The 20,211-nt window shown below is 64.0% G+C and carries 14 protein-coding genes; 3 read left to right on the forward strand and 11 right to left on the reverse strand.

Annotated elements, in window-relative coordinates; all coding sequences use genetic code 11:
- Positions 1 to 15: 15 nt before the first annotated feature.
- The 6 genes from GL300_RS13745 to GL300_RS13770 form a co-directional block, all read right to left on the reverse strand.
- Entirely contained in the window at positions 16 to 714 is a 699-nt protein-coding gene (locus tag GL300_RS13745) for a glycosyltransferase family protein (RefSeq protein ID WP_155040219.1), read from the reverse strand.
- A 103-nt stretch (positions 715 to 817) separates the two neighbouring features.
- Positions 818 to 1,819 carry a glutaminase A gene (glsA, locus tag GL300_RS13750; RefSeq protein ID WP_155040220.1) on the reverse strand — a complete coding sequence of 334 codons (1,002 nt, stop codon included), beginning with the start codon at positions 1,817 to 1,819 and terminating at the stop codon, positions 818 to 820.
- 89 nt (positions 1,820 to 1,908) lie between these two features.
- Positions 1,909 to 3,111 carry an MFS transporter gene (locus GL300_RS13755; RefSeq protein ID WP_343043048.1) on the reverse strand — a complete coding sequence of 401 codons (1,203 nt, stop codon included), beginning with the start codon at positions 3,109 to 3,111 and terminating at the stop codon, positions 1,909 to 1,911.
- Positions 3,104 to 6,160 (reverse strand): efflux RND transporter permease subunit, encoded by a 3,057-nt coding sequence (locus GL300_RS13760; RefSeq protein WP_155040222.1) that lies wholly within the window; start codon positions 6,158 to 6,160, stop codon positions 3,104 to 3,106. Before GL300_RS13760 ends, GL300_RS13755 begins: the two co-directional genes overlap by 8 nt.
- On the reverse strand, positions 6,157 to 7,251 hold the full coding sequence (locus GL300_RS13765) for an efflux RND transporter periplasmic adaptor subunit (protein ID WP_155040223.1): 1,095 nt from the start codon (positions 7,249 to 7,251) through the stop codon (positions 6,157 to 6,159). Before GL300_RS13765 ends, GL300_RS13760 begins: the two co-directional genes overlap by 4 nt.
- A gap of 42 nt (positions 7,252 to 7,293) precedes the next feature.
- A complete protein-coding gene (locus GL300_RS13770; protein WP_155040224.1) occupies positions 7,294 to 8,805 on the reverse strand; it encodes an AbgT family transporter in 1,512 nt (503 codons plus the stop codon).
- A 442-nt stretch (positions 8,806 to 9,247) separates the two neighbouring features.
- Here GL300_RS13770 and GL300_RS13775 point away from each other — a divergent pair, with 442 nt between their 5' ends.
- The 3 genes from GL300_RS13775 (at position 9,248) to GL300_RS13785 (ending at position 13,197) form a co-directional block, all read left to right on the forward strand.
- Positions 9,248 to 11,053, forward strand: coding sequence for an SLC13 family permease (locus GL300_RS13775; protein WP_155040225.1), 1,806 nt, complete (start codon positions 9,248 to 9,250; stop codon positions 11,051 to 11,053).
- Between the two features lie 66 nt (positions 11,054 to 11,119).
- Positions 11,120 to 12,496, forward strand: a complete 1,377-nt coding sequence (locus GL300_RS13780) for a M20/M25/M40 family metallo-hydrolase (RefSeq protein ID WP_155040226.1) — start codon at positions 11,120 to 11,122, stop codon at positions 12,494 to 12,496.
- A 71-nt stretch (positions 12,497 to 12,567) separates the two neighbouring features.
- A complete protein-coding gene (locus GL300_RS13785) occupies positions 12,568 to 13,197 on the forward strand; it encodes a YiaD family glycine zipper/OmpA-like lipoprotein (protein WP_155040227.1) in 630 nt (209 codons plus the stop codon).
- Positions 13,198 to 13,236: 39 nt separating this feature from the next.
- On the opposite strand, the gene GL300_RS13790 is transcribed toward GL300_RS13785, so the two are convergent.
- From GL300_RS13790 to GL300_RS13810, 5 genes are all read right to left on the reverse strand, one after another.
- Positions 13,237 to 14,571 (reverse strand): metal-dependent hydrolase family protein, encoded by a 1,335-nt coding sequence (locus GL300_RS13790; RefSeq protein ID WP_155040228.1) that lies wholly within the window; start codon positions 14,569 to 14,571, stop codon positions 13,237 to 13,239.
- 134 nt (positions 14,572 to 14,705) lie between these two features.
- Positions 14,706 to 16,517, reverse strand: a complete 1,812-nt coding sequence (locus GL300_RS13795; protein ID WP_211595086.1) for an ABC transporter ATP-binding protein — start codon at positions 16,515 to 16,517, stop codon at positions 14,706 to 14,708.
- A 1-nt stretch (position 16,518) separates the two neighbouring features.
- Positions 16,519 to 18,300, reverse strand: coding sequence for a gamma-glutamyltransferase family protein (locus GL300_RS13800; protein ID WP_155040230.1), 1,782 nt, complete (start codon positions 18,298 to 18,300; stop codon positions 16,519 to 16,521).
- Between the two features lie 15 nt (positions 18,301 to 18,315).
- Positions 18,316 to 19,185: an ABC transporter permease gene (locus GL300_RS13805; RefSeq protein WP_155040231.1), complete on the reverse strand. Its 870-nt coding sequence runs from the start codon at positions 19,183 to 19,185 to the stop codon at positions 18,316 to 18,318.
- On the reverse strand, positions 19,182 to 20,129 hold the full coding sequence (locus GL300_RS13810; RefSeq protein WP_155040232.1) for an ABC transporter permease: 948 nt from the start codon (positions 20,127 to 20,129) through the stop codon (positions 19,182 to 19,184). The genes GL300_RS13805 and GL300_RS13810 overlap by 4 nt, the downstream gene beginning before the upstream one ends.
- Positions 20,130 to 20,211 lie beyond the last annotated feature (82 nt).

Consider the following 20,211-nt stretch of genomic DNA (forward strand, 5'->3'; position numbering starts at 1 on the left):
CGCTGCCGCGACCATTCACACCGGGTGAAAATCCGGATCAATGGCGCGAGCGGATTTCAGCCATTCATCGGCATATTCCACGTCTTGCCAATTCTTGAACCAAGGCCCGCCATTGGTGTAATGCACGGCTTTGGGATTGCCACTCTTGGGCTTCTCGCTCCAGCCCTCAAGCCAGTTCCATTCCTCGGGGATAGCACCGATCTGGTCGTCGCTCGCCCATTGCATCCGATGCAGATAGGCTCCGCTTTCACGGTTGATCAATTCCGGAGTCAGTTTTGCAGTCGCCGGATGCGCGCAATTGAACAGCATGAAGGACGACCAGTTCTTTCGGGGGTAAGTCGTCTGCGCCTTGCCGTCCATCTTGGTTTCGTTCTTGGGGGTGTAATCGTGATGGACGCATAGCACGGCCTTGCTGTCGTCACGGCGTGCCAACAATTCGGCTACATCGCCGAAAAACAGGAAGTCGCAATCGCAGAACAGTGCCCAGCCCTTGTATCCGGCAAGGTAGGGCGTGAAAAACCGGGAATAGGTGAATTCGGTCGAGGCCAACGGATCGACCTGACGCGTATAAGCCCCGGCATCGACCAAATCCTGCAACCGGATCGGACGAATATCGACGTCGATCGAGGCATGTTCCAGCAATGAGGCGCGGGCCACCTGATAGGCAATATCTTCGCGTGAATCCCAGCCAATGAACACCGTCAGGTCGGACATGAACCCTCTCTCGCCTGTAATGATGCCGTATTGCATGCCTGGCTTGAGATGCTGGGCATTTCATGCAGATCATGATCAACCTGCATCGGCGGTCAAGGATGAATCAGCGCGCCTCGGACGGGGCCGAGATCAGCATATCCAGCCCGAGTCTCTGCGACAGAAATTGCGCGACCAGCTGCCCGCGCACGCTGTTCCCGGCCTCGTCTAAAGGCGGCGAGAACAGGCCAAGCCCGGCCTTGCCGGGGGCCACGGTGACGATGCCGCCACTGACGCCGCTTTTGCCGGGCAGCCCGATTTCGTAAAGCCAATCGCCCGAGGTCTCATACAGTCCCGCAGTCAGCATCACGGCTAGGGTGTGGTGGCAGGTTTGGGGCTTCACCACCTGTTCGCGCGTGATCGGATTGAAGCCGCCATTGGCCAAAGTCGCGCCCATGATCGCCAGATCGCGTGCGCTGACCTGCAGCGCGCATTGCCGTGTATATAGCTCCAGCGCCTCGGCCGGATCGGAATAGATGCTGCCGAAGCCCTGAAGCATCCAGGCAAGGCTGCGGTTGCGGAAATTGGATGCCAAGGCCGAGGCCAGCACCTCATCGTTGACCGTCAATTCGCGCCCCGCGAAACGGGACAGGCCATCGCGCAGCGACGCCCACCTTTCGTCAATCGTCGCGCCGGGGAGCAGGCTGGTCGTGGCAATGGCGCCGGCATTGACCATGGGATTGCTGCGGCCGCCGGGTAGGCGCTCGATCCCGGCCAGCGAGTTGAAGGGATAGCCGGTCGCATTGACCCCCAGCCTTTCGCGCGCACCCGTCGGACCAAGCAGGTCGCAGACCAGCGCAAAGACAAAGGGTTTCGACACGCTCATGATGGTGAATTCATGCAGCGCGTCACCCACGGCGTAGGTCTGACCGTCCACCCCCACGGCGCAGATGCCGAACAGATGCGCGGGCATCTGGGCCAGCGCCGGATAGACCTGCGAGACCGCGCCCTGATCCACGCTGGAAAAGCGCCGATGCGCCTCAGTCATCAGCTGGGCGACGCGATGGCTGGCAGGCAGGCTGCCGGTCGAGATATGGGTCTCAGTCTGAACGGGATCGGGTAATTCCATCGAAAGCCGCCTTACGTGACGTGATGCGGGCTGTGGGAATGCCCGCGATTTTATCCCAGTCGGGGGCGAAAGACAAAGCTGGCCATCGCTCAGCCGCGCCACATGTGCCAAGCGACTGCGGTCGCTGATCCGGCCATTGCGCCCAGAATAGCGAAGGTTGCGCCCATGCCCAATGTCGCGCCCAGCCAGCCCGCCAGCGGATAGGCCAGAAGCAGGCAGGCATTGGCGATCGTCACCTGTGCCGCGAACAGCGCCTGCAGGTCCGAGGGCGCGGCAATGCGCCGGATCAGGTAGGTGGCCGGCGTCAGCGCCCATGCCACCCCCAGTCCCAACAGTGCCCAAAGCGCCAGCAGGCCGGTCAGCCCATCCTGCACCGTGCCGATCAGCAGGCCCATCGTTGCGATTACCGCGCCTGTCATCATCAGTCGGCGCTCCTCGACCAGCGACAGGGCCAGCGGCAGCAGAACTGCGCCAAGGATCGACCCCAGACCAAAGGCAAAAAACGCCATGGCCGCCGCATCGCGCTGAAGGTCAAACAGGCCCTGCACGATCACCACGGTATTGACCATGACCATGGCCGAGGCCAGCGCAACGGTCACATCCAGTGCGATGACGCCGCGAAGTTCGGGGATGGCGGCGAAGCGCCTTGGCCCATAGGTCAGCTTGCGCCACAGCCCGCCCGAGGGTGCGCCCAGATGCTGTGGCAGCTGCGCCGCCTGAACCAGCAGCGCCGAGGCGGCAAAGGCCCCCGCCGCCAGCAGGAAGATGCCGCTTGCCCCCAGAAAAACCATCAGCCCGGCCGCCAGCAGCGGGCTGACCGGCCCCTCGACATCGGAAGCAATGCGCGAGCGCGCGACCGAGCGGGCATAGTCCTTTTCGCTGCCCAGCAGGTAGGGCACCACGGCCAGATAGACGAAACCGAAGCTGGCCGAGGCCGTGGCAAAGACGATGACCAGGGCGTAGATCTGCCAGACCGACGACACGAAAGGCAGCAGGATCAGGCTGGCGGCGCGGATCAGGTCCAACGCCACCAGCAGCGCCTTGCGCGGCAGGCGATTGGTCAGCACCGTCAGGATCGGCGCGCCAAGGACATAGGACAACATCTTGAGCGACAGCGCCGTCCCGATCACCGCCCCGGATTCCTCACCCGCCAGATCAAAGGCCAGTAACGCCAGCCCGACCGTGGCGATGCCGGTCGCGAATTGCGCCAGCACATAGCCCGCGAACAGCCGATAATAGCTGGGCTTGTCGCTGACCCCACTCCAGCTCAGCGTGCCGGGCCTGTCAGGCACGGGCGGGTTTTGGGTCGGCGGCCCCGCCATGCACGGTCACGTAAAGCACCGGCAGGAAGACCAGCGTCAGCAACGTGGCGATCAGCAGCCCGCCCATGATCGCGAAGGCCATCGGTCCCCAGAACAGCGTCGGCGCAATCGGCAACAAGCCAAGGATCGTCGACAAGGCCGTCAGCATCAGCGGCCGCAGGCGGCTGGTCGCGGCCTGCACCGCGGCATCGACCACGGACAGGCCCGAGGCACGATCCTCGGTAATCTGGGTGATCAGGATAATGGCGTTTTTTGCGATCATGCCGATCAGCGCAAGGATGCCAAGAATCGCCACGAAACCCAGCGAGCGCTGGAACAACAGCAGCGCTGCGACCACCCCGATCAGTCCCAGCGGCAGCAGCAGCAGCACCATTCCGGCATCGCGGAAGCTTTGCAACTGCACCATCAGAAGCGTCACCATCAGGAACATCATCACCGGAATGACGGCAAAGACGGATTCCTGACTTTCTGCGCTGGTTTCCACAGTGCCGCCCAGATTGACGGCATAGCCGTTGGGAAGGGACGCGTTCAGGGCGGCAATGTCATCCTCCAGCGCGGCGGCCACGGCCTCGGGCGTAGAGCCGGGGGCGACATCGGCCAGAACGGTCAGCGTTGGCAACCGGTCGCGCCGCCACAGGAAGGGCTGCTCCTGATCATAGCTGAAATTCGCGAACTGACCCAAGGACACGGTGCGTCCACCCGGCACCGGAACCTGCAAGGTCGAGATCGTGTCCAGCGAGACGCGATTGCCCTCGGCCGCGCGGGCGACGATGGGGATCTGGTAAATGCCGTCGCGCAGTTGCGACACGGTCGCGCCCGATACGGCTGTGTTCAGGATCGCGGCGATCTGCCCGCTGGTCAGACCCAGACGGCGGGCACGGTCCTGATCGATCTCGATGCGCAACTGACGCGCAGGCTCGATCCAGTCGAAATGCACCTCTCGGGCATGGGGATTGCTGGCGACGACACCGGCCAGATCCAGCGCGCGACTGCGCAGGGTTTCGATATCCGGGCCGGTCAGGCGGTATTGCAGCGGCCAGCCGATCGGCGGGCCAAGCTCCAGCGGGCTGACGCGACTGATCGCCTGCGGGTAGGTCTCGTCAAGGAATTCCTCCAGCGATTTCTGCAACCGACCCCGCGCCTCCAGATCGCGGGCCATGACCACGATCTGCGAATGGTGGTCGCTGGGCGGCTGGATCGCCAGCGGCAGGTAGAAGCGGATCACGTTCCGCCCGATATACGAGGTAAAGAACTGCGCCTCGCCGGTGCCGGCGACAAAGGCCTCGATGCCCCGGATCGCGTCCTCGCTGGCATAGATCGAACTTGAGGCGGGAAGCTGGAAATCCACGATCAGCTCATTGCGGTCCGAGGCCGGAAAGAACTGCCGGTCGACCCGTTGCAAGCCCAGCAGGGCGATCAGGAACAAACCCGCGGTGACGGCCAGTGTGATCCAGCGAAAGCGCAGCGCAAGGCTCAGGAAGCGCTGGTAGGCGCGCAGGATCGGTCCGGGCTGCTGGGTCGCCCCTGCGGCGGGAGGCTTCAGGATCACCGAGCCGATGATCGGCGTGAACAGCACCGCCACGAACCACGACGCGATCAGCGCGATGCCGACCACCAGGAACAGCGAGATGGTGTATTCGCCCGCCTGGCTTTGCGCGAAGCCGATGGGCACGAAGCCCGCGATGGTAATCAGCGTCCCGGTCAGCATGGGTGCGGCCAGCGTGCGATAGGCGAATGTCGCGGCCTTATCGACCGTATCGCCCACGGCCAGTCGCCGCAGCATCGCATCGACCGTGGTCATCGCGTCGTCGGTCAGCAGCGCCAGGGCAATGATCAGCGCCCCCAGCGAAACCCGGTGCAGGTCGATCTCCAGCGCCCGCATGACCAGGAACACCACCGACAGCGTCACCGGAATGGCGATGGCGACGACCGATCCGGGCCGCGCGCCAAGGCTGAGGAAGCTGACGACAAGGATGATGATGACGGCCTGCATCAACGAGGTGGTGAAATCGCCGATGGCCAGATCGACGACCTTGGGCTGGTCGGAAATCAGCATCGGCTCGATCCCGATGGGCAGGTTCGCGGTGATGCCGGCCATGGCCTTGGTCACGGCCTTGCCCAGTTCAAGAATGTCACCGCCCTCGGCCATCGAGATCGCCAGCGCAATCGCCCGCTGGCCGTTGATATGCAGCAAGGGCTGCGGCGGCTCGGACAGGGCGCGGCGCACGGTGGCGATATCGCCCAGCCGGATTGTCCGCCCATTCGCCACCAGAGACACGTCCAGCAGGTCGGCTTCGCTGTCAAAGGCGCCGCTGACCCGCACGGCCAGATTCTCGGCCCCGGTGGTGATGACGCCTGCCGGTCGCACGACGTTCTGCGCAGCGATGGCGTTGAAGATCTGGCTGTAATCCAGCCCCATGGCTGCCACGCGGTCGGGCTGGAACTCCAGCAGCACCTGTTCGTCCTGCGTGCCGATCCATTCGATCTTGGCGATGCCGTCGACCTGTCGCATCAGGTCCGAGCGAACGCTGTCGACATGGTCGCGCAATTCCCGGTCGCTGAAGCCGTCTGCGGTGAATCCGTAGATGATCCCGAAGACATCGCCAAAATTGTCGGTAAAGAACGGCCCCAGCACGCCCGGCGGCAGGGTGTGGCGGATGTCGCCGACGCCGTTCCTGACCTCTTGCCAGACATCACTGACGCGATCAGGGGGAAACTGGCCGTCCAGATCGACATAGATGGTTACGATCCCCGGCCGGGTGATCGAGCGGATCGCGTCCAGCCCGGTGGTTTCCTCAAGCCGCCGCTCCAGCCGGTCGGTCAGTTGGGTCTGGGTTTCCTCCATCGTGGCACCGGGCCAGACGGCGGTGACCAGCATGGTCTTGATGGTAAAGCTGGGGTCCTCGTCCCGACCCAGATGCAAAAAGGCGAACGCCCCCATGATGACCGCGACGATCATCATGTAGATGGTCAGCGGACGGGACCGGATTGCCCATTCCGAAAGGTTCGGTCCGATCATGATTCTGCCTCGGGCAGACGCACGGACTGTCCGGGGCGCAGGACCTGAACGCCTGCCGTAACCACAATATCGCCAGGAGAAAGCCCGCCCGCGATCACGACCGAAGCAGGAAGATAGCGTTCGACCTGAACCGGGTGCAGGGCCACGGTCGAGCTGGCCGGATCGACGATCCAGACGGCGGGCGCGCCATCGTTGCTGGTCAGCGCCGAGGCTGGGATCTGGATCGAGCTGATCTCGCCAAAGACCGCGCGGCCGGTCACCGTTGAGCCAAGCCGCAATTCCGGCGGGGGCTCGATCAGCCCGACCCGGACCCGGAATGTGCCGGTGACGGTATCGGCGCGTGGCGCGACCTCGCGGATGCGGCCACGGGCACTGACTGTCGGGGTCTGGGACAAAGCGACGGTGATTTCGGGATCGGCGGGGCTGGTCTCTATCAGCGCGGCGGGCACGTCAAAGACCGCGTCCATCCCGCCATCGCGGGCGATTTGCACGATCATGCGCCCGCTGGCCACGACCTCGCCCGGCTCGGCCCCCACCGCGGTCACCACGCCCGGCGCATCGGCAAACAGCGCGGTATCGTTCAGCCGCCGCGTGGCGATGGCGAATTGCGCCGCGGCCGCATCGGTGGCGGAATTGGCCGATGCCAGTGCCGCCTCGGCCCGTTCCAGACCGGCGCGCGCCAGCAGGCCGCGGTCGAACAGTTGCCGCTGGCGGTTATGGGTGGCGCGGGCCTCGGACAGCTGCGCCTCGGCGGCGGTCAGGTTCGCCTCGGCGGCGCGGCGGCCGTTTTCCTCATCCATCGGGTCAAGGCTGGCCAGCGCCTGCCCGGCCTCGACCGTGTCGCCGACATTCACCAGCCGCTCGACCATCCGCCCGCCGATGCGGAACCCCAGATCGACCTGCGTCTGACTTTCGACGGTTCCCGCCAGCGAGACCGTCTCGCCCGCCAGCCGTTCCTCGACGGTGACGGTGCGAACCGGGCGCGGCTGGGCCGGAGGCTCATCCTCGGATTCGTCGCAACCGGCCAGAAACCCGGCCAGTGCCAGGACACAGGCCAGCCGGATCAGATGCGGGGGAATGTGCGAGATCATCGGCATTCTCCTGTCGGGGGACGTGGCGTTGTGTTGATGGTCTCAGGCCGGGCCAAGCGGCAGGCCGAAGCCGTACCAAGCGACCAGAAGCAGCGTCCACAGGACCAGCAGGACGATCGTGTAGGGCAGCATCAGGGCGACGATGGTGCCGATCCCGGCATCCTTCTGGTATTTCTGGGCAAAGCCCACCATGACCGCCAGATAGACGTTCAGCGGCGTGATCACGTTCATCGGGCTGTCGCCGACGCGATAGGCCGCCAGCACAAGGTTCGGGTCGCCCCCCAGCCGCATGAACAGCGGCACGAAGACGGGGGCAAGGATCGCCCATTTCGCCAGCGCGCCGGTCAGGATGATGTCGATGATCGCGACCACGATGACGAACAGGATGATATAGCTGGTCGCCCCCAGCTGCGTGGTCTGCAGGAAATCGGCCAGGTTGACGGCCAACACCGTGGCGAGGTTGGTGAAGTTGAAGAAGGCGATGAAATTCGCGATTACGAACAGCAGGAAGATCATCCCGGCAAGGTTGCTCCAGGTCTTGACCACCAGCCCGATCGCCGCCGTGACATTGGCGATGGTGCCCGCGCCGCGACCGTAAGCATAGCCGATGCACATGAACAGCAGGCTGATCAGCACGATCAATCCGCTCATGAAGGGCGATCCGGCCATGATTCCGCCGGTTTCCTGATTGCGCAGAATGCCCCAGGGAAGCGGCGGCGCGGTCAGTGCGGCCAGCACCAGCACGAATATCAGCAGCGCCCGGCCTGCGTATTTCAGCCCGCGCTGCTCGGCCTCGGACAGTTCGGTCGAGGCCTCAACGGGCAGTCCGCCGGAATAGGGCCCAAGGCGGGGTTCGACGAATTTCTCGGTCAGGATGGTACAGATGATGCCCATCAGGATGGATGAGGCGATCATGAAGAACAGGTTGCCGACCACGGTGATTTGCGCGTTCGGGTTGACGGTGCGGATCGAGTCGTTTGTGACCTCGACCAGCAGCGCATCGGTCGGGGTGACAAAGACGTTGACCAGAAACACTGCCGCGACCCCGGAAAAGCCTGCCGCCAGACCGGCCAGCGGATGCCGCCCCATGCTGTGGAAGGCCGCCGCGGCCAGAGGCACCAGCACCAGATAACCGGCATCGGCGGCGATCGAGGACAGCACCCCCACCATGACGATCATGAAGGTAAAGATCGAACGCGGCGCCGCCGCCACCAGCTTGCGCACCAATGTGGCGATCAGTCCCGATTCCTCGGCCAGACCGACCCCGATCATGGCGACAAGGATCACGCCGACCCCGGTAAAGCCCAGGAAGTTCGCAACCGGCGAGGTCACCATGAAGCGGATGCCATCGGGCGACAGCAGGCTGCGTACCGATGAGGTCTGCGTGACGATGTCGCTGATTACCGGGTCATAGCCCTCATAAGTGACCGAGGTTCCCATGGCAGAAAAGATCACCGAAAGGATGATCACGATGCCAATCAGGATGAAAAAGATGATGGCGGGATGCGGGACCATATTTCCCACCCGCTCGATCGTGCCCAGAAAGCCAGACATTCCTGCCTGAGGTTCCTCGGGCATTGCATTATTACCGGATTGATTCGCCACCATTCCCTCCGAATTTCGCTAAATTCCGCGGACGAATCCGCAGGTTTTGACCGAGGCAATACGTGAAGGACGATTATAAGCTGGTTATGAAAACGTAGTTTCGTAGCAAGACGATACCACGAAGTTTTCCGACATTCGAGTCTGCCCGCGACAGGGATGCTGCGTATTGCGTCCCCGTGGAAAACTGTTCATATTCGAAAAGAATCTGAGAAAATGGCGATGTTCATTTTCGCCATGCACGTTATCGGATTCGGTGAAGGACGTGCCTGCTAAGGACTTCAATGAAAGCCGCGCAAGGCTTTGCGTTGCAACAAGCTTTTCACAGATACTTTCTCTGATTTATTGCCGCGTTCGTCAAAGGCCAGTCTATCCCTGAATATGAGGTTCCTCGTTGACGGATATATGGATTGTTTTTGCCATTGTTGCGGCAATCGTCGTTCTTTTCATCTGGGACAGACTGCCCGTCATCGCGGTTTGCGTGGGCGCGGCGCTGGCGCTTTGGGCGACGGGCATCCTGACGCTGCAACAGGCGCTTGGCGGCTTCGGTGATCCGGCGGTTATCTTCATCGCCGCGTTGTTCGTGGTCAGCGCAGGGCTTGAGGTTTCGGGCGTTACCGCATGGGCGGGACAGTTGCTGATCCGCCAGGCCGGTGCCAGCCGCACCCGGCTGATCGTGCTGATGATGGGCTTTGTCGGGGTTCTGTCGGCGCTGATCAGCGTGAATGGCGCGGTGGCGGCGCTGTTGCCGGTGGTGATCGTCATGGCGATCCGGCTGGGCCGCTCGCCTTCGCAATTGCTGATGCCGCTGGTGTTTGGTGCGCATGCCGGATCGCAGCTGATGCTGACCGGCAGCCCGGTGAACGTTCTGGTGGACGAGGCCTCGGAATATTCCGGGGGCGGGGGGTTCGGCTATTTCGAATTCGCGCTGGTCGGCGTTCCGATCGTGCTTGGCTGTATCGCGATCGTCGTGCTGCTCGGGCAAAAGCTGCTTCCTGAACGCACCAGCAAAACACTGCCGCCCGACCTTAGCCGTCATGCCACGACGCTCTTCGAACAATATCGCCTGTCCAAGGACGTGCATCAGTTGCGCGTGCGTGCGGACTCGCCGGTAATCGGAAAACAGCGCGAGGTCGTGGGTCTTTACGAACAGCCAGATCTGAAATTCGTCACGCTCAAGGGCACGAACGGATTGCCCACCCGCGAGGATATCGTGCGCGAGGGGCATCTGCTGGTCGTACGCGGCCCTGCCGATCAGGCCGCGCAACTGGCCAGCCAGATGGGTCTGGCCTTCAGCGAGGATGGCCCGACCGAGGGGATTTCCGACATGCTGTTCAACCGCGAATCCGGTCTGGCCGAGGTGCTGATCCCGCCGCGCTCGCCGCTGATCGGGACGCGGTTCTTTCCCGGCATGGTGACCGAAAGCGGCGATCTGATCGTGCTGGCCATTCAGCGTCAGGGCGAGGACACCAAGCCCGGCGCAGTTCTGGCCGGTGGCGATACGCTGTTGCTGCAAGGCACATGGAGCGCGCTGGACAGACGGCTGGAACAGCCCGAAGTCATCGTCGTCAACGAACCCGATCTGGTGCGTCGTCAGGCGCTGCCGATGGGGCCGGGCTCCAAGACGGTGCTGGCCGCGCTGGCGATCATGGTGCTGCTGCTGGCAACGGGGCTGGTGCCGCCTGCCGTCGCCGGGTTGCTGGCGGCGGGGATTATCCTGATCTCGGGCGTGCTGAGCGTCGAACAGATCTACCGCTCGATCAACTGGACCACGGTGATCCTTGTGGCTGCGCTGATGCCGCTTTCGACGGCCATGCAGGAAACCGGTGGTGCTGCGCTGCTGGCCGATGGGCTGGTCTACAGCGTTGGCGAAATGGGTCCCTATCCGCTGCTGGCTGGGCTTTTCGTGCTGTCGGCGGTGCTGGGCCAGATCATTTCAAACACCGCGACCTCGCTGATCATCATCCCGATTTCGGTGGTGGCCGCTGAGAAAATGGGGATTTCGGTTCAGCCGGTGCTGATGTGCGTCTGCGTGGCCTGCGCCGGGGCCTTTCTGACCCCGGTCGCGACCGCCACCAACCTGATGGTGATGGAGCCGGGCGCCTACAAGTTTGGCGATTACTGGAAGCTCGGCCTGCCGATGCTGATCTGGTTCTTCGTCATCGCCGTTTTCCTTGTGCCACTGATCTGGCCATTCTGAGACGCCCCGGCGGCTGCGGTCCGCCAGAGGCAGTAACCTGTATCTGATTCTAGGGAGGTTCCGCTGATGTCCGATCTTGAGAAAGTCCTTGCCCATATCGACGCCGATTTCGACAATGCGCTTGATCGGCTGTTTCAGACCGTGCGGATGAAGTCGATTTCGACCGATCCCGCCTATGCCGCCGAAACCCGCGCCTGCGCCGAATGGCATTCGCAGGATCTGGCCGCGATCGGCTTTGCATCCGAGGTCCGCGACACCCCCGGCCACCCGATCGTGCTGGCCAAGAACCATGACGCGACCGGGACCAAGGTGCTGTTCTACGGCCATTACGACGTGCAGCCCGCCGATCCGCTGGAGCTGTGGGATGGCGACCCGTTCGAGCCGAAAATTGCCACCCTTCCCGACGGCAGCAAGGAAATCCGTGGCCGTGGGGCGTCGGATGACAAGGGCCAGTTGATGACCTTTGTCGAGGCCTGCCGCGCATGGAAGGCCGTCACCGGCAAGCTGCCGATCCCGATCACCATCCTGCTGGAGGGCGAGGAGGAATCGGGCGGTGCGAACCTGCCCGGCTTCCTTGAGGCGGCCAAGTCCGAGTTGGGCGCCGATGTCGCAATGATCTGCGACACCAACATGTGGGACAAGGAAACCCCGGCGATCACCACCAGCCTGCGCGGGCTTTGCGCCGAAGAAATCTTCATCCATGCCAGCGACCGTGACCTGCATTCGGGCTTCTACGGCTCGGCTGCGGCGAACCCGAACCATGTGCTGGCCCGGATCATCGCCGATCTGCGCGATGCCGACGGCCGCATCACGTTGCCCGGCTTCTATGACGGCGTGCCCGACCTGCCGCAATCGCTGCGCGACAGCTGGGACAGGCTCGATTTCTCGGAAGCGGCGTTTCTGGGCGAGGTCGGCCTGTCGGTCCCGGCGGGCGAAAAGGGCCGCTCGGTGCTGGAGCAGACCTGGTCGCGCCCGACCTGCGAGGTCAATGGCATGGTTGGCGGCTATACCGGGGACGGCTTCAAGACGGTGATCCCGGCGGTCGCCTCGGCCAAGATCAGTTTCCGGCTGGTCTTTGATCAGGACCCGCACAAGATCCGCGCCGCCTTCCGCGACTTCGTGAAAGCGCGCCTGCCTGCGGATTGCCGGGCCGAGTTCACCGAATTCGGCTCGGGTCGGGCGGTGGCCTTTGAGGTCTCGGCCCCGGTCTTCCAGAAGACCCAGCAGGCGCTGAGCGACGAATGGGGCAAGGAGGCGGCCTTTGTCGGCGGCGGCGGCTCGATTCCCGTCACCACCATGATCAAGGAAATGCTGGGCATGGATGTGGTCATGGCGGGATTTGGTCTAAGTGACGACCGCATCCATAGCCCGAACGAGAAATACAGCCTGACCAGTTTTCACAAGGGCATCCGGTCATGGGCACGGGTGCTGGCCGCGCTGTGACCCGATCTGATCGACGTTCCAGACGGGCTGGCCGGTGCGATCCGTGCCCGCCCGAAGCCAAGGAGGGGAAGATGTCATCACGTTCGACTATCGCCGTCGGGTTGGTCCTGATCGGCGCATTGGCGGCCTGCGCGCCCGATGGCGGTGAGCCCGGCCATACCGCGCAAGGGGCCATCGGTGGCGCGGCGGCGGGCGCGCTGATCGCGGGATCGCGCAACAATTCGGCCAGCGATGCCGTCAGGGGCGCGGTGGTCGGCGGCTCGGTCGGCGCGGTGGTGGGGTCCATCGCGGACCAGCAGAACGCGATGCGGCGGGCCATCAATGACCCGAATGTCGCGGTCAGGAACGATGGGCAGAACCTGATCGTGGTCTTCCCGAATGCGCTGCTGTTCGCCACCTCATCGGCCACGCTGTCACCGGTCGGACAGCAGGACCTGCGGCAGCTGGCCGCGCATATGCAGACCCGGCCCGGCAGCGTCGTCGTGATCGGCCATACCGACAGTTCTGGCTCGCTCAGCTACAACCAGACCCTGTCCGAGCATCGCGCCCGCGCCGTCGCCGGTACGCTGGTCGCGGGTGGCCTTGCGCCGCAGCGTATCACTGCGGTCGGTCAGGGCCCGACGCGTCCGATCGCCTCGAATGACACGCCAGAGGGTCGTGCCCAGAACCGCCGGGTCGAGATCATCGTCCGCCCGAACTGATTGCTTTGGGCGCGACAGCAGTTTCGTCGCGCCCGCTGCCTACTGTCCCAGCGTGTTCTTGAAGATTTTGCCGTCCTTCATGATCACCTTGAAGTTGGTGGCGGCATCCGCGACCAGATCCAGATCGGCGGTCGGATCGCCTTCGACCAGCAGCAGATCGGCCAGCGCCCCTTCCTCGACCACGCCTAGCCGACCGGGATAGGGGTTGCGAGGCCCGGTCAGTTGCAAAAGTTCGGCATTGGTCGCGGTCGCCATCTCCAGCGCCTCGGCAGGGGTGTACCATTTCTGCATTCGGGCCAGCCACGCCCCCTGCTGCGTCGCGGTCGCCGCATCAAACAGGATGTCGGTGCCGAAGGCGGTCTTGATGCCGTATTTCTTGGCCAAGGCATACATGGCGTCGGTGCCATGCAGGACCTGCGCCAGCTTTGCCCGCGAATCCGGGGTCAGTCCGGCCCAGTCCTCGGCCTGACCGGTGAAGGGTTGCGTCGACAGCCAGATCCCGCGCTCGGCCATCAGCTTGGCGCTGTCGTCGTCCATCAGATGCGCGTGTTCGATCACCTTTACGCCGCTGTCGATCGCCCGTTTGATCGCTTCGGGGGTATAGGCATGGACGGCGACATAGGTGCCCCAGTTTCCAGCCGCCTCGGTCGCGGCGTGCAATTCCTCTTCGGTAAAGGTCGACACATCCAACGGCGAATGAGGAGAGGCGACACCGCCCCCCGCCGTCAGCTTGATCTGGCTTGCGCCCATCATCAGCTGCTCGCGCACCCGCATGCGGACATCGGCAGGGCTGTCGACGATCATGCTGCCATGGATTTCCTCGGACCGGGTCAATTCCCCCCCATGGCGCGGCAATTCGGTCAGGAAACGGAAATCGCCATGCCCGCCTGTCGTGGTCAGCATCGCCCCCGAGGGATAGATCCGCGGTCCCGGCACCAGCCCGCTATCGACCGCCTGTTTCAGGCCAAAGGCCGGTCCGCCCATGTCGCGCACGGTGGTGAAGCCGCGCAGCAATGTGGCCTGCGCCTCGACGCTGGCCAGAATATTGAGGAAGCCATAATCGCCCAGCATCGCCATATCAGCGGTCGGGCGCGCCAGCATCGTATGCCAATGCGCGTCGATCAGCCCCGGCATCAGGGTCATGCCCGCACCGTCGATGACCGTCGCCCCGGCGGGTTCCGGGGCATCGGCCGAGATGGTGGCGATCACATTGCCGGTGACCAGCACATTCGAAGGCTGGGACAGCTGCGCGGCATGGCCGTCGAAAATCCGGACATTGCGGAACAGCACGTCGGCCCGCCCCTCCAGGGGCAAGGACAGGCAAAGCGCACCGCACAGAAATATGGTCGAGAAAAGCCGAGCGAAGGGAAACATCAGGTTCATTCCTTTCGTGATGAACTGACCGCGCAAATCCGGGACAGTTATATCTGTCCGGTCGTCAAACCTTCCTTCGCCTCATGTTAACGATTTGCGGCCATTGGGCTAGCGTCTGCGATGCGATCGGGGTTTCAGGCCGTATTCATCACCAGATGTCCGCGCCCCAGATCCTGCCAGTCCCGGCGCGGTGCCACATAACCGCGCGGGCGGATCGGGTTTTTCAGTTCCTCTGCGGCCATTGCGCGGCGCAGTCCGCGGCGGCTGGGGTCAGGGATGGGGACCGCGGCGATCAGCTTTTGCGTATAGGGATGTTGCGGATTGCCAAAGACCGCTTCGCGCGGCCCGATTTCGACGATCTCGCCCAGATACATGACGGCGACGCGGTGGCTGACCCGTTCGACCACCGCCATGTCATGCGAGATGAACAGATAGGCGATGCCCAACCGCTCCTGCAGATCCATCAGCAGGTTGCAGACCTGCGCCTTGACCGAGACATCCAGCGCCGAGACGCTTTCATCCGCCACGATAAGCTTGGGACCCAGCCCCAGCACCCGCGCGATGGCAACGCGTTGGCGCTGCCCGCCCGAAAACTCATGCGGATAGCGGTCCATCATGGCGGGGCTCAGCCCGACCTGAGCCAGTAGATCGGCTGCCATGGCGCGGGCCTGATGCCCTTTGGCGATGCCATGCTTCAGGATCGGCTCGGCCACGGTCTGGCCCACGGTCATGCGCGGGTTCAGGCTTGAGAACGGGTCCTGAAAGATCATCTGCGCCGAGCGCCGCATCCGGCGCAGATCACTGCCCCCAAGGTCGCGGACATCGAATCCGTCCAACTGGATCGCGCCCGATTGCGGCTCGATCAGGCGCAGGATCGAACGCCCGGTGGTGGACTTGCCGCAGCCGGATTCGCCGACAAGGCTCAGCGTCTCGCCCGGCCACAGGTCGAAGGACAGGTTTTCGACGGCATGGACATGGCCATGGGGTCGGCCCAGCAGATCCGAGCCGACAGCGAAGCGCGTGGTAAGGTTGCGCACCGAGAGTACCGGCGTCCCCTGCCGGTCGACCGGGTTCAGCACCGGGGGCAGGGCATTGACCCTGCCACTGTCCATCTCGACCCGCGGGAAGCGCAGCGGATGATCCTGACCCACCATCGAACCCAGCCGCGGCACTGCCGCCAGCAATGCGCGGGTATAGGGATGCTCGGCCTGTGCAAAGATGCGTTCGGTCGACCCTGTTTCGACGCAATCGCCGCGATACATGACCACCGTGCGGTCGGCGATTTCCGCGACCACACCCATGTCATGGGTGATGAACAGGACGGCCATGCCGGTTTCCTGCTGCAACTCCTTGATCAGATCCAGAATCTGACCTTGAATGGTCACGTCCAGCGCCGTCGTTGGCTCATCCGCAATCAGCAACCGGGGCCTTGAGGCGAGCGCCATGGCGATCATCACCCGCTGCCGCATTCCACCCGAAAACTGGTGCGGGTATTCGTCGATGCGCCTTGCGGCATTGGGAATGCGGACCCGCTCCATCAGGCGCAGCACCTCGGCGCGGATTTGAGATTTGCCAAGATCGGTGTGCCGGGCCAAAACCTCGCCGATCTGGCGGCCGACGGTAAAGGCCGGGTTCAGCGAGGTCATCGGTTCTTGAAAGATCATCGCGACGCGGTTGCCACGGATCTGCTGCATGGCGCTTTCGGGCAGGGACAGAAGGTCCGTGCCCTCCAGCATGACGCGGCCCGAGACCCTTGCCCGCTTCGGGTCCAAAAGTCGCATGATCGACAGCGAGGTGACGCTTTTTCCCGACCCGCTTTCACCGACAATGGCCACGGTCTCGCCGGGTTTAACGGTGAACGAGACATTGCGCACGACCTCGCCCCAGCCGTCGCCAGTCTGGAAGGCTGTGGTCAGGTTCTCGACCGACAGGACGGATGGGGTCATGTCAGCGCCCCGCCGCATAGGCTTGCATCAGGCGCGGGGTGGCGGCGGCGCGCAGCAGCCCCGACGGATCGCGCCGTGCCGCAGTCAGCCGGCCAATATCCCAATCGCCGGCGACGGTGACCTGATGACCGCGGCGGCGCAACTCGGCGATGGTGGCCTCGCCCACGCGACCCTCGATCAGCATGCCGCCGGGCGAGGAGGTGCGGGGATGGAACGAGGCCGGGAAATGCGTGGAATGGAACAGCGGCGCGTCGATCGCGGCCTGCAGGTTGCCTTCGTGATGGGCATAGCGCAGGAAGAAGGCCAGTTGCCACTGGTCCTGCTGGTCGCCGCCCGGCGTGCCGAATGCCATCACCGGCTTGCCGTTGCGCAGCGCCAACGAGGGGGTCAGCGTGGTGCGGGGCCGCTTGCCCGGCGCAAGCGAGGTCGGCAGCCCTTCCTCCAGCCAGAACATCTGCGCGCGCGAATTCAGGCAGAAACCCAGTTCGGGGATGATCGGCGAACTTTGCAGCCAGCCCCCCGACGGCGTGGTCGAGACCATGTTGCCCCAGCGGTCGATCACGTCGATATGGACGGTATCACCGCGCTTCTCCGACAGATGCGACATGGTTGGTTCATAAACCGCGCCGGTCCCCATACGGCCAAGCATGGCAAGGGTACGGTCGCGCTGACCTTCAAAGCCCGGAACAAGGCCCGGCCGCAGGTCAAGCGAAGCGGTGTCGCCGATCAGCGCGCGACGTTCGGCGGCATAGGTATCCGACAGCAGCGCCTGCATCGGAACGTCATGAAAATCCGGGTCGCCGTAATAGACCTCACGGTCGGCATAGGCGAGCTTCATCGCCTCGATCACCGTATGGATATAGTCCGGTCCGTTCGGGTCCATCGCGCCCAGATCGAAGCCTTCCAGCAGCTTCAGCCCCTGCAGCAGCACCGGGCCCTGACCCCAAGGGCCGGTCTTGGCGATGGTCCAGTCGTGGTAATCGCCATAAAGGGGTGCCTCGACCGTGGCCTGCCAGCCCGCCATGTCCTGCGCGGTCAGGACGCCGCGATGCTTCGCGCCCGATCCGTCCATCACCTCGGTCTCGCGGCAGAAGCGGTCGATCGCCTCGGCGACGAAGCCGCGATAAAAGGCGTTGCGGGCGGCCTCGATCCCGGCTTCACGACCCGGCACGGCCTCGGCTTCGGTCAGAATGCGCTTCCAGGTTTCGGCCAGCACCGGGTTGCGAAACAGCGCCTCGGCGGCGGGGACCGCATTTCCCGGCAGCCAAGTTGCAGCGGATGTCGGCCATTCCTGACGGAAGAAATCGGCAAGGCCGCCGATGGTCGCGGATACCCGCGCCAGCATCGGATGGCCGTGCTCGGCGTAATGGATCGCGGGTTCCAGCACATCGCGCAGGGCCATGGTGCCATAGTCGCGCAGCATCAGCATCCAGCCGTCGAAAGCGCCGGGAATGACGGTCGACAGCAACCCGTTGCCGGGGATCAGATCGATCCCCTCGGCCCGGTAATGCGCGATGGTCGCTGCAGCGGGGGCGGGGCCTTGGCCGCAGATCACCTCGGTTCGGCCGGTTGCTGCCGAATGGATGATCGCGGGCAGATCGCCGCCGGGTCCGTTCAGATGCGGTTCCACCACTTGCAGCACAAAGCCGGTCGCCACCGCCGCGTCAAAGGCATTGCCGCCGCGTTCCAGAATGCCCATGCCGACCGCCGTGGCGATCCAATGGGTCGATGTGACGACCCCGAAGGTGCCCAGAATTTCGGGTCGGGTGGTGAAGCTGGTCATGGTACGTTCCTTTGATCAGTGTTCGCGCGGGTCCAGCGCATCGCGCAGCCCGTCGCCCAGAAGGTTGAAGCCGATCACCACCAGAAAGATTGCGGCGCCCGGCCAGATCGCCATCCATGGCGCCTGGCCCAGAAAGTTCTTGGCGACGTTCAGCATCGAACCCCAGCTGGGCGCAGGGGCCTGCTGGCCAAGACCAAGAAAGGACAGCGAGGCCTCGGCAATGATCGCGGTGGCGACGGTCAGGGTTGCCTGCACGATAATCGGAGGGACGACATTCGGCAGGATGTATCGGCGCATGATGTCCAGATGCCCCAGCCCGACGGCGCGGGCGCCCTCGACGTAATCCTCGGTCTTGACCGACAGGACCTGCCCGCGCGTTAGCCGGATAAAGACCGGCATGGCCGACAGCCCGATGGCGATCATCGCATTGCTCAGGCTTGGCCCCAGAAACGCCGCCAGCGCGATGGCCATGATAAGGAAGGGCATCGCCAGCAGCGCATCGGTGAAGCGCGAGATGACGGTATCGGTCCAGCCGCCGAAATATCCGGCGATCAGCCCGATGGGCACGCCGGTCAGCATGGCGATCACCACCGAGATCACCCCGGCCAGCAACGAGGCCTGCGCCCCCCAGATCATCCGCGACAGGATGTCCCGGCCGATCTCATCGCTGCCCATCAGATACTCCGGTGCGGGCGGCTTGCGGATCGCGCTCCAGCTGGTGGCCAGCGGATCGGCGATGGGCAGAAGCGGGGCCAGCAGCGCCAGAAGGCCGAAAAAGCCCACGATGCAAGCCCCGACCAAGGCCGAGCGGTTGCGCCGGAACTTGGACCAGACCCGCGCTTGGCTGCGCGCGGGCAGGGCCAGCGAGGTTTCGGCAGCGGTCATAGCGCGGTCCTCATGCGGGGGTTAAGCAGGACGTAAAGTACATCGGCGACAAGGTTCATCAGCAGGAAGCCCATCGCCGTGCACAGGACCACGCCCTGCACCACGGCGTAATCGCGGTTGAAGACGGCATCGACGATCAGCTTGCCGAAACCGGGGATGGTGAAGATCTGCTCGGTCAGGACGGCCCCGGCCAGCAGCTCTCCGAACAGCAGCGCGGTCAGGGTGATGACGGGCAGCAATGCGTTGCGAAAGGCATGGGTCATGATGACCTCGCGGCTTCCCAGCCCCTTGGCGCGGGCGGTGCGGATGTAATCGGCGCTCAGCACGCCCAGCATGGCCGAGCGGGTATGGCGCATCAATGTCGCGGCAAGCCCGGTGCCCAGCACGAAGGACGGCATCAGCATGGTCTGGAATGAGCGCAGCGGATCGACAAAGGGCGATTCATAGCCCGAGGCTGGCAGCCAGCCCAGTTGCACAGAAACCAGCAGGATCAACATGATCCCCAGCCAGAAATTCGGGATCGACAGGCCGGACAGGGCAATCACATTCGCCAGCCAGTCCAGCACTGTGCCTTTTTTCACCGCGGCAAGGATTCCTGTAGGGATTCCAATCAGCAACGCGAAGAACATCGACATGAAGGCCAGTTGGATGGTGACGGGCAGCTTCTGGCCGATCAGCTCCAACACCGGCTGCCCGGTCCGCAGCGAGACGCCGAAATCCCCGGTCAATACACCGCCCAGCCAGCGAAGATACTGCATCAGGAACGGGTCGTTCAGGTGGTATTTCTCGCGCAGGGCGGCCAGCGTGGCGGGGTCGCGCTCCTCTCCGGCAAGCGCCAGAACCGGATCGCCGGGCAGCAGCTTTTGCAGCGAGAACACCAGGACCGAGACGATCAGCAGCGTGGGCAGCGCGACCAGAATGCGCTTGGCGATATGGATCAGCATGGACGGATTGCCTTGGTTGTCACGCGGGTGGGCGGCACCCGGCATTTCGGGACCCCGCCTGTCGCGTGCAGCCGGAAAGGAA

This window comes from Paracoccus litorisediminis, assembly GCF_009711205.1.
Lineage (GTDB): Bacteria > Pseudomonadota > Alphaproteobacteria > Rhodobacterales > Rhodobacteraceae > Paracoccus > Paracoccus litorisediminis.

Excerpts from the sequence above, each read along its gene's own strand:
- GL300_RS13805 (WP_155040231.1), bottom strand. The coding sequence starts at position 19,185 with ATGACCGCTGCCGAAACCTCGCTGGCCCTGCCCGCGCGCAGCCAAGCG.
- GL300_RS13760 (WP_155040222.1), bottom strand. The coding sequence starts at position 6,160 with ATGATCGGACCGAACCTTTCGGAATGGGCAATCCGGTCCCGTCCGCTG.
- GL300_RS13800 (WP_155040230.1), bottom strand. The coding sequence starts at position 18,300 with ATGACCAGCTTCACCACCCGACCCGAAATTCTGGGCACCTTCGGGGTC.
- GL300_RS13745 (WP_155040219.1), bottom strand. The coding sequence starts at position 714 with ATGTCCGACCTGACGGTGTTCATTGGCTGGGATTCACGCGAAGATATT.
- glsA (WP_155040220.1), bottom strand. The coding sequence starts at position 1,819 with ATGGAATTACCCGATCCCGTTCAGACTGAGACCCATATCTCGACCGGC.
- GL300_RS13765 (WP_155040223.1), bottom strand. The coding sequence starts at position 7,251 with ATGATCTCGCACATTCCCCCGCATCTGATCCGGCTGGCCTGTGTCCTG.
- GL300_RS13770 (WP_155040224.1), bottom strand. The coding sequence starts at position 8,805 with ATGTCTGGCTTTCTGGGCACGATCGAGCGGGTGGGAAATATGGTCCCG.
- GL300_RS13780 (WP_155040226.1), top strand. The coding sequence starts at position 11,120 with ATGTCCGATCTTGAGAAAGTCCTTGCCCATATCGACGCCGATTTCGAC.
- GL300_RS13810 (WP_155040232.1), bottom strand. The coding sequence starts at position 20,129 with ATGCTGATCCATATCGCCAAGCGCATTCTGGTCGCGCTGCCCACGCTG.
- GL300_RS13790 (WP_155040228.1), bottom strand. The coding sequence starts at position 14,571 with ATGTTTCCCTTCGCTCGGCTTTTCTCGACCATATTTCTGTGCGGTGCG.
- GL300_RS13795 (WP_211595086.1), bottom strand. The coding sequence starts at position 16,517 with ATGACCCCATCCGTCCTGTCGGTCGAGAACCTGACCACAGCCTTCCAG.
- GL300_RS13785 (WP_155040227.1), top strand. The coding sequence starts at position 12,568 with ATGTCATCACGTTCGACTATCGCCGTCGGGTTGGTCCTGATCGGCGCA.